We start from the raw sequence: 14,327 nt of genomic DNA, 5'->3' as shown, positions 1-14,327 counted from the left end.
CGCGCGTCACCGCCGTAGAGCGGTCATGTCCCGGGTGCTGCGCGGCGCACTCATCTCCCCGGTCACACACCGGGTTTCCTGTGGGGGTTACAGCACTGTGCGTATGCGCAGCATCTCGACCGTGACAGCGCTTGCGGTCCTCTTCAGCTCGGCGGCGCTGAGCGTCGTCGCGGCCGGCACCGCCTCGGCGGCCACCACCGCGCATGTCACCGCGCCCGGCGGCTTCGTCGCGGACGACGCCGTGAAGCGGGTGTTCGTCGGCGACAACGCCACCGGGATCGTCGCGGCCACCGACTACTCCGGCGCCGTCCTCGGTTCGGTGAGCGGCATCACCGGCGTCAGCGACATCGCCGTCTCGGACGACGGGGCCACCGTGTACGCGGCCGCGCCCGGCTCCCACGAGATCGTGGCCATCGACGCGGCCACCCTCGACGTCAAGGCCCGCTACGCCGTCGCCACCGACTACGGCCCGCGCCATGTCGCCTTCAGCAGCGGCAAGGTGTGGTTCACCTACGGCGACCAGTGGGACGGCGACCTGGGCTCGGTCGATCCGACGGTGGATCCGGCGAGCGGCACCAACCCCGTGACGATGGCGCAGTTCCCGACCGAGGGCACCTCGCCCGGCCTGTGGGGCCAGGCGCTGCTGGACACCGACCCGCTGCGGCCGGGCGTCCTGGCCATCGGGCAGAGCGGTGTCTCCACGGACTCGATGGCCGTGGTCGACGTGTCGAGCGGCACGCCCAAGCTCACCGCCTGGTACTTCGGCGACTACACGCTGAACAGCGGCATCGGCGACATCGACCTGGCCGCCGGCACCGACGAGGTGCTGGTCAACGGCACGGACCGGGACGCGTACGCGGACGGCAAGTTCAGCAAGGCCGGCGCCTACCCGGCCGGGCAGCTCGCCGACGTCGCCCGCGACGGCCTGGTCGCCCAGGTCGCCGGCGGCAGGATCCTCACGTACCGGCCGAACGCCACCAAGGCGCTGCACACCTACGACATGGGCACGCAGCGCACGGCCGGCCTGGCCTGGGCCCCGGACACCTCCAGGCTCTTCGCGCTCGTCGGCACGGACGCGGGGAACGGCGGCTACACCCTCAAGGTGCTCACCGACCCGACGAAGAACAACCCGACCCTCACGGTCAACGCCCCGTCGACGGCGCCCCGCGCCAAGAAGCTCACCGTCACCGGCAAGCTCTCGGCGTCGTACCCGCTGCCGACCGGCGTGAGGCTCCAGGTCACCCGCACCGACCTGGACTCCCCGAACGGCAAGACGCTGCCCGCCGTCACGGTGAACGCGGACGGCACGTACTCCTTCTCCGACACCCCGCCCGCCGGCGGCACGGTCACCTACAAGGTGTCGTACGCGGGCGACGACGTTCACTCGGCGGTCAGCGCGAGCGACAAGGTCGCCGTGTCCCGCACCGCGACCACGCTGAGCCTGAACAACAACGGCAAGCTGTACTCGTACGGCGCCGACGTGACGTTCACCGCCCACCTCGGTGCGACGTACAGGAACCGCACGGTCGAGATCTGGGCCAACCCCTACGGCGGCGACAAGCCCAACAAGCTGCTGAAGACGGGCACGGTCAACTCCAGCGGCAACATCTCCGCCGTCGTCGACATGACCCGCGACACCGACGTCACCGCGGTCTTCAAGGGCGACGCCCGCTACGCACCCAAGACGGTCAAGGCCACGGGGTACGCCAGGGTGAAGGTCTCCACGGCCGTCACCAAGAACTACAAGAAGGCCGCGATCGGCTCGCAGTCGTACTACTGGTTCCACAAGAGCACCTCGCCGGTCGTCACGACGACCATGACGTACTACCCGGGCCGCAAGCAGCGCCTCGAACTCGAGGTCTACTACAACGGCAAGTGGTACGCGACCGACGGCAGCCCCCAGTACTTCTCCCTCGCCACGAACGGCAGGTCGACCGTGAACATGGGCGCCCCGGGCCGGTCCGGCGTCAAGGCCCGCGTCCGCGCGGCGTACATCAACAACTCGTCGGGCGACAACGTCAACTCGAACACGTACAGCGACTGGAAGTACCTGTACTTCTCCAACTAGTCGATCAGCGGCGCCGGGTGGGCGGCCACGCCCGTCACCCGGCGCCGAGTCCTCGGCGCAGCGGCAGCGCGGTGAGCACGACGAGGACGCCGAACGCGGTGATGGGCAGCAGCCCGGCTCGCTCCCGCCACGCACCGGACCCATACCGGACGATCCCCCCATCGCATGGGGAGCACCCCAGCGACAACACGCTGCCCGATCCTTCCGTCGATCGCGTCTGTGACGGCGCTCACCAGCAATAATCGGGACATGGCCGCACCGCATTCCACCAACCCCCGGGCCGTGGCGTGAATCTGACCGACCTGCAGAGCCGGCTCCTGACCGATGTGCTCGCCGTGGGCACTCCCTACCCGCTCGTCCTCACCGGGGACTGCGCCGTGCAGGCGCACGGACTGGTCGACCACCTCAGCCAGGTCCTGGAAGTCGCCACGGAGCATCCCGAGGACATGGAGCGGATCAGGACCGTCGTGCGGGCAGGGCTGGAGGAACGGGGCTGGCGGGTGCGGGCGTTGGAGACGGATCCGCTCTCCGCTCAGCTGATCGTCTCCGACCCGGACAGCGGCGACGAGTGCGAGGTGGACGTGCTCAAGGAGGTCATGTGGCGGCCGCCCGTGCGGACCGAGTACGGCCTGGCCCTCTCTCTCGAGGACGTCGTCGGCACCAAGGTCTGGGCCCTGGCCGATCGTGGCCTCCCGCGCGACCTGATCGACGTCCGAGCCGCCGCGGACCGCTGGACCCACCCCGAACTCGAAGAACTGGGCCGCCGCCACGCCCGGGACACCTTCGACCTCTCCGACCTCCAGACGCGTCTGACCGGCACGGACTGGCTCGGCGACAGCGAGTTCGCCGCCTGCGGGCTCGACGCGGACGCCATCACCGGACTCCGCCAGTGGGCACAGACGTGGGCGGACGACATCGCGGAACGGCTCCTGGAAGGGGAGCCGCCGGAAGACGAGTGAGCTCCCGGAAGCAGGCCGGCTACAACTCTTCTCTCAGCCGTGCCCAGGTATGGGTGTCCAGGCCGTCATGGGGGCCCATGCCAGCGACGTCGACGGGACCGTCTCCAGAGCCGCTGCCGCCTCCCACCCACCGCCACTGCTCGCCGTACCGCTCGATGAGCTCGATATGCTCACGCATCCTTGGTGACCTCGGACGCCACATGATCCAGATCGCCCCGACGCCGGCGGTGGTGCCGACATCGGCCGACACCACAGTCAGCAGGTGCCGCGGCAGCCACCGTGGCCGCGGCTCTTCTCTGGCCGGCGCCCGCTTCACCACGCCCCGCAGAAAGGTCTCCCACCGGGGCCCCGTCCATACGGCTTCTCCCCATGCCCGCATGCCCCTGCGATACCCGGCGCGCAACGCCGCACACCCCTCCGCTCAAAGGATCAATACGGGAACCATTGGATCGGTTTCGCTTGAAAGGAACCTCGAAAACTTCCGAGAACAGCCATGCCGAGACGATCGAAGCGGGCAGTCCCAGAATTGTCGTGAACCAGAATGTAGGTAATCCGGCCGACGCGTGGTCCGGGGCGATTTTCCTGACGATGACCATGATGATCGGCAGGTGGATGAGGTAAAGGCTGTATGAGGAGTTGCCGAGGCTGCGCATGGGGGCTGTGGTGAGCAGCCTCATCAGGAAGACGGGACGCCCGGTGGCGACCGCCGCCAGGAACATCGTCATGGCGGGTGCGACGGCAAGATCCACCCAGAAGTAGTGATTCACGGTCCAGGACGAACCCCTGACGGAAATGAGTGACATCACCGGCAGGGCGGAGAAGGCGGCGAGCCAATGCCAGGGAAGACGCCGGACCTTCTCTCGCGCAACGATGATCCCCGCGCCGACCAGGCCGGCGACGAATACGGGCGCGAGATCGGGGGCCAGCCAGTTGTCGCCTTCAACCGGAGATGCGTGGCCCGCCAGCAGGCCGCGCCCGACCGCCAGCAGTGTCACGCCGGTGACCAGGACCGCCGCCCCCAGCCGACGGCGCACGAAGAGCAGCAATGGGAAGAGGAGATAGAGCTCCGCCTCCACGGCGATCGACCAGAACGCGCCGTTGGGCGTGCGAGCCGTGAACGCATCCTGGAGCAGCAGGCCGTACACGACGACTGTTCTGGCGTTCGGCGGCCCGTGGTGTGAGGCACGCACCACGAAGAAGGCGACCGCCACGCTCAGTACGAGCGCTGCCCAGTAGGGCGGAAGGATCCTCCGAGCACGCCGTCGCAGAAACCGGGCGACGCCACCTTGATGCCAGCCGTTGCGTGCCGGCGAGAGGGCCAGCGAGAAACCGGACAGTACGAGAAAGAAGACGACGGCGAGACGCCCGTACATCAGCCAGCCCAGCCAGGACGGGCCCGAGTTTTCGGGAAACCCTGGAAAGCTCAGCAGCCAGCAGTGAAACAGGACTACGTACAGCGCGGCCAGACCGCGGAGCCCGTCAAGGCCCGGCACATCGGCATTCCTGCTCTCGGGACGGCTTGATTCCGATAAAATCGTTCGGCCCTTCCTCTCGGCGCCGTGCTGAACACGTAGTCACCAATGGTGATCTTTTCAATGGCCCGGGACGGCGCCACCCAGTGACTCGTACGTTGCCTGGAGCCAGGAGGTTCAGCTGCTTCTCACTGGCCGAAGGAAACCGGCAGTTCGGCCAGGCCCCGCAGCAGGGTTCCGCTCCGCCAGGTCAGCCCTGCCGGGTCCCCGGCGAATGCCATCCCCCGGCAGTCCCCTATGAGCAGCCGCAGGGCGATCGTGGCCTCCGCTCGGGCCAGCGGGGCCCCGAGGCAGTGGTGGAGGCCATGGCCGAAGCCCAGGTGGCCCTGTGGGCGGCGGGTGAGGTCGAAGCGGTCGGGGTCGGGGAAGTGGAGGGGGTCGCGGGAGGCCGCGGCAAGAGAGACCTGCACGGCGTCGCCGGCGGCGATGTGGGTGCCCGCGAGGTCCAGGGGCTCGGCGGCGAAACGGAACGCCGTCGCGTGGACGGGGGAGTTGTAGCGCAGCGACTCCTCCACGGCGGCGGAGGTCAGGGACAGGTCCGAGTGCAGCAGCGCGAGTTGGGCGGGGTGGGCGAGCAGGGCGTGCACCGTCCCCGAGATCAGGTCGACCGTCGTCTCGTGGCCCGCGACCAGGAGCAGGAAGGCCATGCCGAGGAGCTCCTCGGTGCCGAGGCCGGACCCGGCAGCGGCGAGGTCGCTCAGCAGGGTGTCGTCCGGGGCGGTGGCTTTCCGGGTGGTCAGGTGGGTGAGGCAGGCGGTCAGTTCGGCGCTAGCCGTGGCCGCCGCCTCCGGGGACGTCGGCATCACCAGTTCGTTCGACCAGGTGTGGAAGACGGCCCGGTCGGCCGCCGGGACGCCCAGCAGGTCGCAGATCACGGCGACGGGCAGCGGCAGGGCGTACCGGCTCACCAGGTCTGCGGTGCCCTGCCGGGGCAGTGCCGTGAGCAGTTCGGCCGCGACCTCCTCGATTCCCGGTCGTAGCGCGGCGATCCGGCCGGGCGTGAAGTGCCCCGACACCAGTCGGCGCAGGCGGGTGTGCTCGGGCGGGTCGCTCTGGAGCATGTTGCGGCCGACGGCGTGGCCGCCGTCGGTCTGCCAGGAGGAGGAGTACCGGATGTCGTTGCGCAGGCGGGGGTCGGTGAGCGCCGCCCGGGCCGCGTCCCGCGTCACGACCAGCCAGCACTCCCCGCTGCCGGGGACGAGGACACGGTGGACGGGGCCCTTGGTGCGCAGGGCCGCGTAGACGGGATACGGATCGGTCGCCAAGTCATGTCCGCCGGGGGCCAGTTGCTTCAGGGTGGGGGCGGTCATGGCGTTCTCTTTCCTGAGGAAAGGTGATGAGGAAAGGTGATGAGGAAAGGCGATGAGGGAAAGTGATGAGGGAAAGTGATGCCTCTCCTGAGCGGCGGTCACGCCTGCCACACCTTTGCGACCGACTCCGCGAGCGCCGTCGCCTGGGCGTGTCCCGCGCGCGCCGCGTCAGGCACGCGCGCGTTCGCCGTCATGTTCCGGCCCATCGCCCGGCGTGCGTCGCGGTCAGGGCAGAGCAGGGATACGGCGGCCCCGTCGGCGGTGAGCCCTGCTGCCTGCTGTGGCGCGCTCGGGTGGGGGCCGACCGCGTTCGGGATCGGGGCGACGGCCAGCACCCGCCGGTATCCGCGGGCCAGTTGGAGGTTGGCCGTGGAGCGGCTGCCGCCGTCCAGCCAGTGGCGGCCGTCCAGTGCGAGCGGCGGCCAGACCAGCGGGACGGCGCAGCTGGCGGCCACCGCGTCGACGAGCCCCACCTTCGCGTCCGCGTCGAAGGCCGCCACCTCCCCGGTCACGGCGTCGACCGCGGCGATCCGCAACGCCCGCGCGGGCCAGTCCGTCGCCCCGCGCAGCAACTCCCTCACGGCGTCACGCATTTCGGCCGCGGGCGGGGTGCGGGCGGCGAGGGCGGCGCGACCGAGGCGTCGTATGGAGCGCTCCGGATTCCGGGAGCTCAGGGCGGCCCGGAGGAAACGGAACGTCTGGGCGGCGGTGACGTCCAGGTCGATGCGGTCGGCGCCGGAGAGCTGGCGCTCGTACAGCTCGCGCGGGGGCTGACCGCAGGCCAGCCGGGAGCCGAAGATCGCGCCGGCCGAGGTGCCGATGACCACGTCGGCCCGGTCGAGGTCGAGACCCGCGTCCGTGAGACCGGCGAGCACACCGGTCAGCCACGCGCCTCCGACGGGGCCTCCGCCGCCCAGCACCAGTGCCGTACCGCTTCCGTTTCCACTCACGCCACACCCCCGGGACAGGAAATGGGGAGTGCTCCCCGTTTCGCTTCCCGACGATAACATCAGTAGCGGGGAGTGCTCCCCACTTCTTCGTCCGGAGGGTGATGATGACCGTCGGCGCAGGCCGTGGAACCGGCGCGCAGCGGCGCGACGCGCGGCGCAACCGCGAACTCCTGGTGGACGCGGCCCACGAGGTCTTCACCGAGCAGGGGCTGCAGGCGCCGCTGGACGTGATCGCCCGCCGGGCAGGCGTCGGCAACGCGACGCTCTACCGGCACTTCCCCACCCGGGCCGCCCTCGTCGACGCCGTCTTCCGCGACCAGCTCGGCGAGACGGTCGCCGCGGGCGAGCTGGCCCGGACGGCCCCCGACGCCTGGACCGGCCTCGACACCTACCTGCGGGCCGTCTTCCGTACCCTGGCCGCCGACCGTGGCACCAACGACCTGATGACCACCCGCATCCAGGGCATCGCGGCACTGGACGACGTGCACGCACACAACCGGGAGACGCTGGAACTGCTGCTGGCGCGCGGGCGCGAGGAGGGCGCGATCCGCGCGGACGTCACCACGGAGGACGTCCTGTTCGCCCTGGCCGCGCTGGGGCGCGCCGTCCCGGCCCTGACCGCCGCGACCGCGCCGGACACCTGGCGCCGCCCCCTCGCCCTGCTCCTCGACGGCCTGCGCCCGGCACCGACGTCCCTTCCCGGACCCACCCTCACGGCCACCCAACTCGCCGACGCGCTACGGGAACTGGGACCGCACCGTGCACCCGCGCGGGAAGTGGGGGGCGAGTGAAGGTCCGCTGCCGGGCATGTCGCTGTGGCGGCCGTCGCCCGTCGTCGGCGAGGATGCCCCGGTGAACGACCACATAACACCCCCCACAGCTGCTCCCGCCCTCGACCCGGTGCGTGCGGCAGGCATCGCCACCATGACCACGCTCGCCCTCGCCGGCCTCGGATGGGCGATGCGGGCCGTATGGCAGATCCGGCTCGCGACGGCGGGGGAGCCCGCGTCCGGGCTGCCTGACCAGGGCGAGGGGAACCACCGTCCGCTGACCTCGCTGGAGGACTCGTACCACCTCGTCAGCTCGGCGTCGGGCTTCGCCGCGGCCGTCTGCGCGATCGCGTTCCTGGTGTGGATGGGCCGTGTCCGGCACAACGGGCGCGAGCTGTCCGGCGCCAGGCCGCGCTACGCCGGGCTGTGGGTCTACCTCGGCTGGGTGGTGCCCGTCGTCAACTTCTGGTTCCCCCGCGGCATCATCGCGGACGCCTACCGGTCCAGCGCCCCCGGCGAGCCGCTGCCCCTCTCCCTGAACGTGTGGTGGGGGATGTGGCTGATCAGCATGCTCACCGGAGTCGGCCTCACCTACGCCGACTCCACCGACGAGATCATCGCCCGTGCCTACACGGACGTGTGGCAGCTCCTGGCGTCCGACGCGGCGGTCATCGCCGCGGCCGTGGCCGGTATCTTCCTCGTCCGCGCCGTCACCGCCGTACAGGAACGGCGCATGAACTGACCTGAGAACCACACCAGTCGACCCTGGCCGACGAGGCCAGGGTCAAGGTGAGCGCGTGAAGGTCGGACGGGCCGGTCGGGTCAGCTGACGCAGAGCAGCCCGAGGACGCAGATCCCCGACGGGGAGGTCGCCGTCGACGTGCTGCCCGACTGGGACGTTCCCGAAGTGCTGGTGGATCCCGAGGTGCCCGAAGAGCCACTCGACGAGCCCGAAGAGCCCGAGGTGCTCGTCGTCCCCGAACCCGTGCTGCCCGGGGACGTCGTCGAGGGGGACTGGGTCGCCGTCGTGCCGCCGGTGACGGGAGTCGTGTCGACCGAGGGGGTGTTCACGGTGACCACGGAGCCCTGCTGTGCGGGCTTCGTCGCCGGCGTCGAGTGCGCGGCGGGGGCGTACGGCTGCGTCCGCGCCGAATCGGTGTGTGACGCGGTGGCCCCGGACCGCTGCTGGGCCTTGCCGGCCGTGGCGGAGTGGTCGGTCGTGGCGTCGGGCTTGCGGTGCTTGCCCGTGCCGGCCGGCGGGAGCTGGACGTTCTGGGCGGCGGACCCGTCCTCGGAGCCCATGCTCGACAGGTCCGTCGCCGTCGACGCCTCGGCGCGGTGGCCGGAACCGCGGTCCATCGAGGCGAGCGTCATGCCGCCGCCGACGAGCGCCACGGCGGTTGCGACCACGGCCTTGCGCTGGTTCTTCTTCCAGCGGGCCCGCTGCCTGCGCCGGGCGGCCCGCCCCTCCGACAGGGGTATCGCGGCCCCCGCGCCACTGTCGACGTCACCGTATGCGTCGGTCCCCGGGGGCTCTTCCGCCTCCGGCCACATCGCCGTCGCGGCGGGCGCCGGGGCGGGGCGGCCGTGGGAGGTCACCGGTGCGATGTCGGGGGCGTAGGCACCGCAACCAGGGCACACCAGGGCGCCGTTGAGGTGCCGGCGGCATGAGGAGCAGTAGTCCATCCGCTGTCTTCCTGACCCTTCGCACGGGGAGATGCATCAAAAGATGCATGGGAGTTCGAACGGGCTGCAACGGTAACGAGGGTTTCGAAAGACCGTGTAACGCCTGTGTGCTTCTCCTGCGCGGATTCTCTGCACGTCTTGCACACCGCGGTCGAACGACCAGGTCAGCGCCGGAACTTCCACGTGATGCGCGAGTCCGTGGCACTGATCACACTCACCGGGATGTCGAGGGTGCTGCCGTCGTCCTTGCGGCCGGTGCAGGTGATGGTGGTGCCGGCGACCGCCTTCAGCCCGGCAGGGCAGGACACATGGACCTTCACACCGACCCAGGGCAGCGGGTGGTACAGGCTCTGCGTGCGCCCGGCGACGATGTTCGGCGCGAGCGCCTTGTGGCCGTCCACGACGACCGTGTCGTACCGGTCCAGCCGGGTGGTCGACTCGGTGCGGGAGATCAGACGGGTGCCGAGACCCCCGACGAGGAGCACGACGGCCGCGCCGCCGACGACGCCGACGAGGAACCTGCTGTCCGGCATGACGGGAACGTATCAGCCACGAACAGTCGGAATCGGCCGCACGGGCGCATACCGTGATCCGCATGGTGCAGCTTTCGGACGCGGTGGCGTGGTCGCGCGGCGTCGCCCGGGGCGCCGCCGTCGGTGCGCTGCTCGCGCTGTCGGCCGTCGACCTGCTGATCGCGAGCGACGTGGGCTACCCCTTGTGGCGTCCGGCCGTCGTCCTGGCGATCGGCCTGACCGCCGTACTGTGGCCGCCCGCGCGCCGCCCCGCCCGGCTCACCCCGCAGCTCCGCACCGCCGTACCCGCGGTCGTCTCCCTCCTCTATACGGCGGCTTCGTTCCTACGGCACCGGGACGCACCCTTCGGCCCCGGCGAACTCGCCGTGCTGCTGTGTCTGCTGTTCGTCGCGGTACGGCACTGCCCGCCGCGCTGGGCGGTGGCGTGCGCGGCGCTGGACGCGGGCGCCCTGCTCCTGACGCCGCTCAGGTACTTCCGGACGCTGTGGTCGGCCGACGAGGCGCAGGGCTACGTCCTGGTCGGCCTGATCCTGGCCGGCCTGGTCGGTGGCCTCGCGGCCTATCTGCGCGCGCTCGACTACCGCCGTACGGTCGCCGTGGCCGACACCCGCCGGGAGGAGCGGCTGGCCATCGCCGCCGACCTGCACGACTTCGTGGCCCACCATGTGACCGGCATCCTCGTCCAGACCCAGATGGCCCGCATGATGGCGGACACCCGGCCGCGGGAACTGGATCCCGTCCTCGCGGGCATCGAGCGTGCCGCCACGGAGGCGCTCGCCTCCATGCGCCGCACGGTCGGCGTCCTGCGCGACGCGGGCGAGGGGGCCGACCGCCGCCCGGTCGGCGACCTCGCGGGCATCGCCGAGCTGACGGACGGTTTCGCGAGCCCGGCCCAGAAGGTCACCCTGCACCGCGACCCCGCCGCCGCCGACGACCTCCCGCACGAGGTGCAGGCGGCGGCCTTCCGCGTCGTCCAGGAGGCCCTGACGAACGTACGGCGCCACGCGGCCGACGCCACGGAGGTCACCGTCGTCCTGGAACACGACGGCTCAGGGCTTTCGGTGACGGTGTCCGACGACGGCCGCGGCGGCACCCAGCTCCCCGCCGCGGCCCACGGCGGCGGCTTCGGCCTCGTGGGCCTGCGTGAACGCGTCACCGCGCTGGGCGGCGAACTCCACACAGGCCCGCGGGCGGCGGCCGGTCACGGGTGGGAGGTGCGGGCGCGGTTCCCGTGCTGAGCCCTGTTTGTCGCTGCTTTCTTGCCGTGTCTCACATTCCTCAACTCCCGTTGATCAGTCATGGGGTTAGCAGTTGATGAGGGTCGTGTCGCGGGCCTACCGTCCCGGCGCGTGTTGGTTCACTTCTTCTCTGCCGAGGGCTGGCAGTCCTGGGGGCTCGATGGCGAGCCGTTGATCCCTGAGCGGATGCCGGTGCTGTTCGACGACGACTTCCTGTTCGAGGACGAGGGCGGTCCGCGGGCGACGCGGGCGGTGAATTCCTGGCTTCGTACGCTGCCGTCGAGCGGGGCGCCGTCGCCGAATTCCTGGCGGGCGTACGCGCTGGCGGCCCGGGACTGGCTTACGCATCTGCGCCGTCACCGTGTCGCGGTGTTCGGTACGCGGCAGGAGCTGGTGGCCGCGCTCGGTACGTACGCCGATCGTCGGCTGTCAGGGCCGTTGGACGAGCGGCTGGAGTTCTCGTCATGGGAGTTGCAGGTCACGGCGCTGAGCCGGTTCTATGGCTGGGCGGAGAGTGAGGGCCTGGCCGCGGCGGTGCCGTTCACGGTGGCCACCGGCAAGCGGATGGTGCAGGGCCAGCTGATGGAGACCCGGCACAACCGGGCCCGGCTGCGGCGGCCGAAGCCGCACGTGAAGGTGCAGTACCTGGAGTCGGACTTCGCCGGTCTGTTCGTCTACGGCCTGGCTGGGCTGGGCCCGGATGGGCTGGAGGACGCGACGTTCCGCGGCCGGTTCCCGGGCCGGAACGCGGCGATGGGCGGCCTGGTGCTGGGCACCGGGATGCGGAGCCGGGAGTTCACCCACTTGCTGGTTCATGAGGTTCCGCCGCTGCCCGCTGAGCCGACCGAGGTGCCGATCCCGTGGGTGGTCCCGGAGTTGGCGGCCAAGGGGCGGAAGTTCCGCACGACGTGGATCGACTACTCCTCGCTGGCGGCGGTGCACTCCTACATCGCCCTGGACAGGGAGATGTCGCAAGGGCCGTGGCGACCGAGGAGGCCGCTGGTGGTGGAGGAGGCGGACTTCTACGGCGGCCGGGTCAACGGCCGGCGCACGCGCTGGGCGGCGCTTCGGCCGGAGGAACGGCTGCGGCTGGTCGGTCCGCAGGGCGGCTCGCTGCTGCTGGCGCTGAGCTACGACGGTCGGCCGTTTGTGGACTGGGGCACGCTGTTTCGTCGCACGGCCCGCCGGATCCGTGAGCGCTTTGAGCCGCGGTTCCCCGATGTCGCGCCGCACCGGTGCCGGCACACCTTCGCCATGGCCACCCTGGAGAAGCTAGTGGAGGGCCACTATCGGCAGGCCGCCCAGCTCACCGCGGCGACCGGAGATTCATCCGGGCTCGCGCTCTACCTGCTGAAAGCCGATCCGCTGCTGATCCTGCGGGACCTGCTGGGGCACTCCAGCGTGGTCACCACGGAGGTCTACCTCAAGCGCCTGGATGTCCACCGGATCTACCGCGCGGCCTGGGAAAGGACCCGCGCGGTCATCAATGCGGCGGCGCTCGCCGAGGCCGACGCCGAGTTCGCCGAGGAGTTCTGATGCCGGCCGAAGTCCTGCGCGATCCGCTCGCGCTGAAGCTGTCCCTGCCCGGCGAGGCGTCAACGGTCATCGTCATCGGTGACCTGCCCAACCCGCAGCTGGCGGCCGATCTGACCGAGGGCCTTGCCGCCTCGATCCATCCCCACGGTCCGCTCGCCAAGCTGACCACGGTGAAGAGCTTCACCTACACCCTGCGCCGGATGGTCCGTGAACTGGCCGACGACGGCTTCACCGGTTCGGCGGCCGAGCTGACCCGAGCCGTGCTCGGGGCGTTCTGGCTGCGCTCGCACTACCTGATCGAATACCGCACCCGCACGATCCTGCGGGCCTTCGACACCCGGCATCAGGTGCTGCCGGAACCGGTGCGGCAGATGGTGTTCGGCAAGAACTACACGCGCCCCACCCTCAACGGACCGCTTCCGCCATACGCGCCGGCTGAGTGGAACCGACTGATCGACCTCTGCAAGCAGGAGGTACGCCGCCTGGGGGAGGCACAGCGGGCGATGATCGCCCTCGCCGAGGGCGGGCAGGACCCGGCAGTCGGCGGCTGGAGCGAGGTGAACGGGGCCTGGCTGATGCTGCGGATGGGCCCGGTGACGCGGACGGAGGTCGCCGCTCACCTGGGCTTGACGCCGAGGACGTTCACCGGGCGGCACCGGGGCATCGAGCGAGCCAGGGCGGCGCTGTTCCCGTCCCACAAGGACGCGATTCCCTACATGCTGCTGCTGGCGGCCTGGACCGGCATCGTCCCGGACGGGCTGACCGGCCTGCAGGTGTCCGGGATCCGCTGGACCGGGAGGCAGGCGACGCTGCTGTCCTACACCAAGGGCCGCACGGCGGACGAGAGCTTGGTGTTGTCGCCGCGGGCGTCGCGGCTGTTGGAACAGTGGCTGCAGCACAGCGCCCTGCTGCGCGGGCATGCCCCGGCTGAGCTGGCCGAGCATGTGTGGCTGGTGACGCGGCAAGGCAGGCTGGCCCGCGCGGCCTTCGAGGAGTACATGATGCGCGGGTGGGTCAAGGCCCACGATCTGCGCGGTGATGACGGCGGTCCGTTGCGCATCGACCGCCGGCGTCTGCGGACGACGTTCATCGCGCAGCGGGGTCAGCGGCAGTGGTCCCTGCGGGCGACGGTCGATCCGAACCACTCGCCTCAGGTCGAGGGTGATCACTACCTGTCGGCCGCGACCCCGGCGCAGAAGGCGGTGGTCGAGGAGATCGCCCGGGACGCGCAGAGCGATCTGCTGCGGCGCGCGAGTACGCCGCTGGTCGTCGACGAGGCGGCCAGCGCCGCCGGGCTGCCGGAAGAAGCGGGCCGCCTCGGGCTGGCCGAGGGCGCCTTGGGCGAGCTGCTGTCAGGTGAGCGGGACGTGTTCAGCGGGGCCTGCGCCGACCACTTCGCCGGCCTGCACGGACCGAAGGGTCAGCCGTGTCCAGCCCGGCCCTGGGTCTGCTTGCTCTGCCCGCTGGCGCTGTTCGCCCCGCGTCACCTGCCGAATCTGCTGCGGCTGAAAGCCTTCTTCGCGCGGCAGTTCCGCCAGATGCCGCGCGAGCAGTTCGCCGCCGTCTTCGCTCCTTACGCCCGCCGCCTGTCGGCGGGATGGTGTCCCGCCGAGTGGTGTAGTAGCGATCTCTGCATAGCCCCTGGTCATGGGGCGGCCATCGCGCAACTCTCCGAGTAGCGAAGCTCGTTGAGTGAGAGGTGACGCGATGGCCTTGTCCCAGCATGACTTACTCCGCCTGATGGA

General features: G+C 70.8%; 14 protein-coding genes. 7 read left to right on the top strand and 7 right to left on the bottom strand.

Annotated features, from left to right (window positions below):
• The first annotated feature begins 103 nt into the window (after positions 1–103).
• Positions 104–2,068 carry a YncE family protein gene (locus tag LJ657_RS24985; RefSeq protein ID WP_232650986.1) on the top strand — a complete coding sequence of 655 codons (1,965 nt, stop codon included), beginning with the start codon at positions 104–106 and terminating at the stop codon, positions 2,066–2,068.
• A 34-nt stretch (positions 2,069–2,102) separates the two neighbouring features.
• Here LJ657_RS24985 and LJ657_RS24980 read toward each other — a convergent pair whose 3' ends face one another.
• Positions 2,103–2,258 (bottom strand): hypothetical protein, encoded by a 156-nt coding sequence (locus tag LJ657_RS24980; RefSeq protein WP_232650985.1) that lies wholly within the window; start codon positions 2,256–2,258, stop codon positions 2,103–2,105.
• Positions 2,259–2,355: 97 nt separating this feature from the next.
• Here LJ657_RS24980 and LJ657_RS24975 point away from each other — a divergent pair, with 97 nt between their 5' ends.
• Positions 2,356–3,027, top strand: a complete 672-nt coding sequence (locus LJ657_RS24975) for a nucleotidyl transferase AbiEii/AbiGii toxin family protein (RefSeq protein WP_232650984.1) — start codon at positions 2,356–2,358, stop codon at positions 3,025–3,027.
• A 19-nt stretch (positions 3,028–3,046) separates the two neighbouring features.
• Here the strand turns inward: LJ657_RS24975 and LJ657_RS24970 are convergent, their stop codons facing one another.
• The 4 genes from LJ657_RS24970 to LJ657_RS24955 form a co-directional block, all read right to left on the bottom strand.
• A complete protein-coding gene (locus LJ657_RS24970; RefSeq protein WP_232650983.1) occupies positions 3,047–3,205 on the bottom strand; it encodes a hypothetical protein in 159 nt (52 codons plus the stop codon).
• Complete coding sequence (locus LJ657_RS24965) at positions 3,198–4,520, bottom strand: acyltransferase family protein (protein WP_232650982.1); 1,323 nt, start codon at positions 4,518–4,520, stop codon at positions 3,198–3,200. The genes LJ657_RS24970 and LJ657_RS24965 overlap by 8 nt, the downstream gene beginning before the upstream one ends.
• Positions 4,521–4,687: 167 nt before the next feature.
• Positions 4,688–5,869 (bottom strand): cytochrome P450 family protein, encoded by a 1,182-nt coding sequence (locus tag LJ657_RS24960; RefSeq protein WP_232650981.1) that lies wholly within the window; start codon positions 5,867–5,869, stop codon positions 4,688–4,690.
• Between the two features lie 98 nt (positions 5,870–5,967).
• Entirely contained in the window at positions 5,968–6,819 is an 852-nt protein-coding gene (locus LJ657_RS24955) for a patatin-like phospholipase family protein (protein ID WP_232650980.1), read from the bottom strand.
• Positions 6,820–6,923: 104 nt separating this feature from the next.
• Between LJ657_RS24955 and LJ657_RS24950 the strand changes: the two genes are divergently transcribed.
• The gene (locus LJ657_RS24950; protein WP_232650979.1) at positions 6,924–7,610 is read left to right on the top strand and encodes a TetR/AcrR family transcriptional regulator; all 687 of its coding nucleotides are present in this window, start codon (positions 6,924–6,926) and stop codon (positions 7,608–7,610) included.
• A 61-nt stretch (positions 7,611–7,671) separates the two neighbouring features.
• The gene (locus LJ657_RS24945) at positions 7,672–8,331 is read left to right on the top strand and encodes a DUF4328 domain-containing protein (RefSeq protein ID WP_372487964.1); all 660 of its coding nucleotides are present in this window, start codon (positions 7,672–7,674) and stop codon (positions 8,329–8,331) included.
• Positions 8,332–8,411: 80 nt separating this feature from the next.
• Here LJ657_RS24945 and LJ657_RS24940 read toward each other — a convergent pair whose 3' ends face one another.
• Positions 8,412–9,275, bottom strand: a complete 864-nt coding sequence (locus LJ657_RS24940) for an SCO2400 family protein (RefSeq protein ID WP_232650978.1) — start codon at positions 9,273–9,275, stop codon at positions 8,412–8,414.
• A gap of 164 nt (positions 9,276–9,439) precedes the next feature.
• On the bottom strand, positions 9,440–9,808 hold the full coding sequence (locus tag LJ657_RS24935) for a DUF4333 domain-containing protein (RefSeq protein ID WP_232650977.1): 369 nt from the start codon (positions 9,806–9,808) through the stop codon (positions 9,440–9,442).
• 62 nt (positions 9,809–9,870) lie between these two features.
• On the opposite strand from LJ657_RS24935, the gene LJ657_RS24930 reads away from it, so the two are divergent.
• From LJ657_RS24930 to LJ657_RS24920, 3 genes are all read left to right on the top strand, one after another.
• Positions 9,871–11,046 carry a sensor histidine kinase gene (locus LJ657_RS24930; protein ID WP_232650976.1) on the top strand — a complete coding sequence of 392 codons (1,176 nt, stop codon included), beginning with the start codon at positions 9,871–9,873 and terminating at the stop codon, positions 11,044–11,046.
• Positions 11,047–11,157: 111 nt separating this feature from the next.
• Positions 11,158–12,582, top strand: a complete 1,425-nt coding sequence (locus tag LJ657_RS24925; protein WP_232650975.1) for a site-specific integrase — start codon at positions 11,158–11,160, stop codon at positions 12,580–12,582.
• The gene (locus LJ657_RS24920; protein ID WP_232650974.1) at positions 12,582–14,261 is read left to right on the top strand and encodes a hypothetical protein; all 1,680 of its coding nucleotides are present in this window, start codon (positions 12,582–12,584) and stop codon (positions 14,259–14,261) included. The genes LJ657_RS24925 and LJ657_RS24920 overlap by 1 nt, the downstream gene beginning before the upstream one ends.
• Positions 14,262–14,327: the final 66 nt, after the last annotated feature.

The organism is Streptomyces guryensis (assembly GCF_021261325.1).
GTDB lineage: Bacteria > Actinomycetota > Actinomycetes > Streptomycetales > Streptomycetaceae > Streptomyces > Streptomyces guryensis.
Note: the sequence above shows the minus strand (reverse complement) of the source record. Positions and strands in the feature narration are given on the sequence as shown.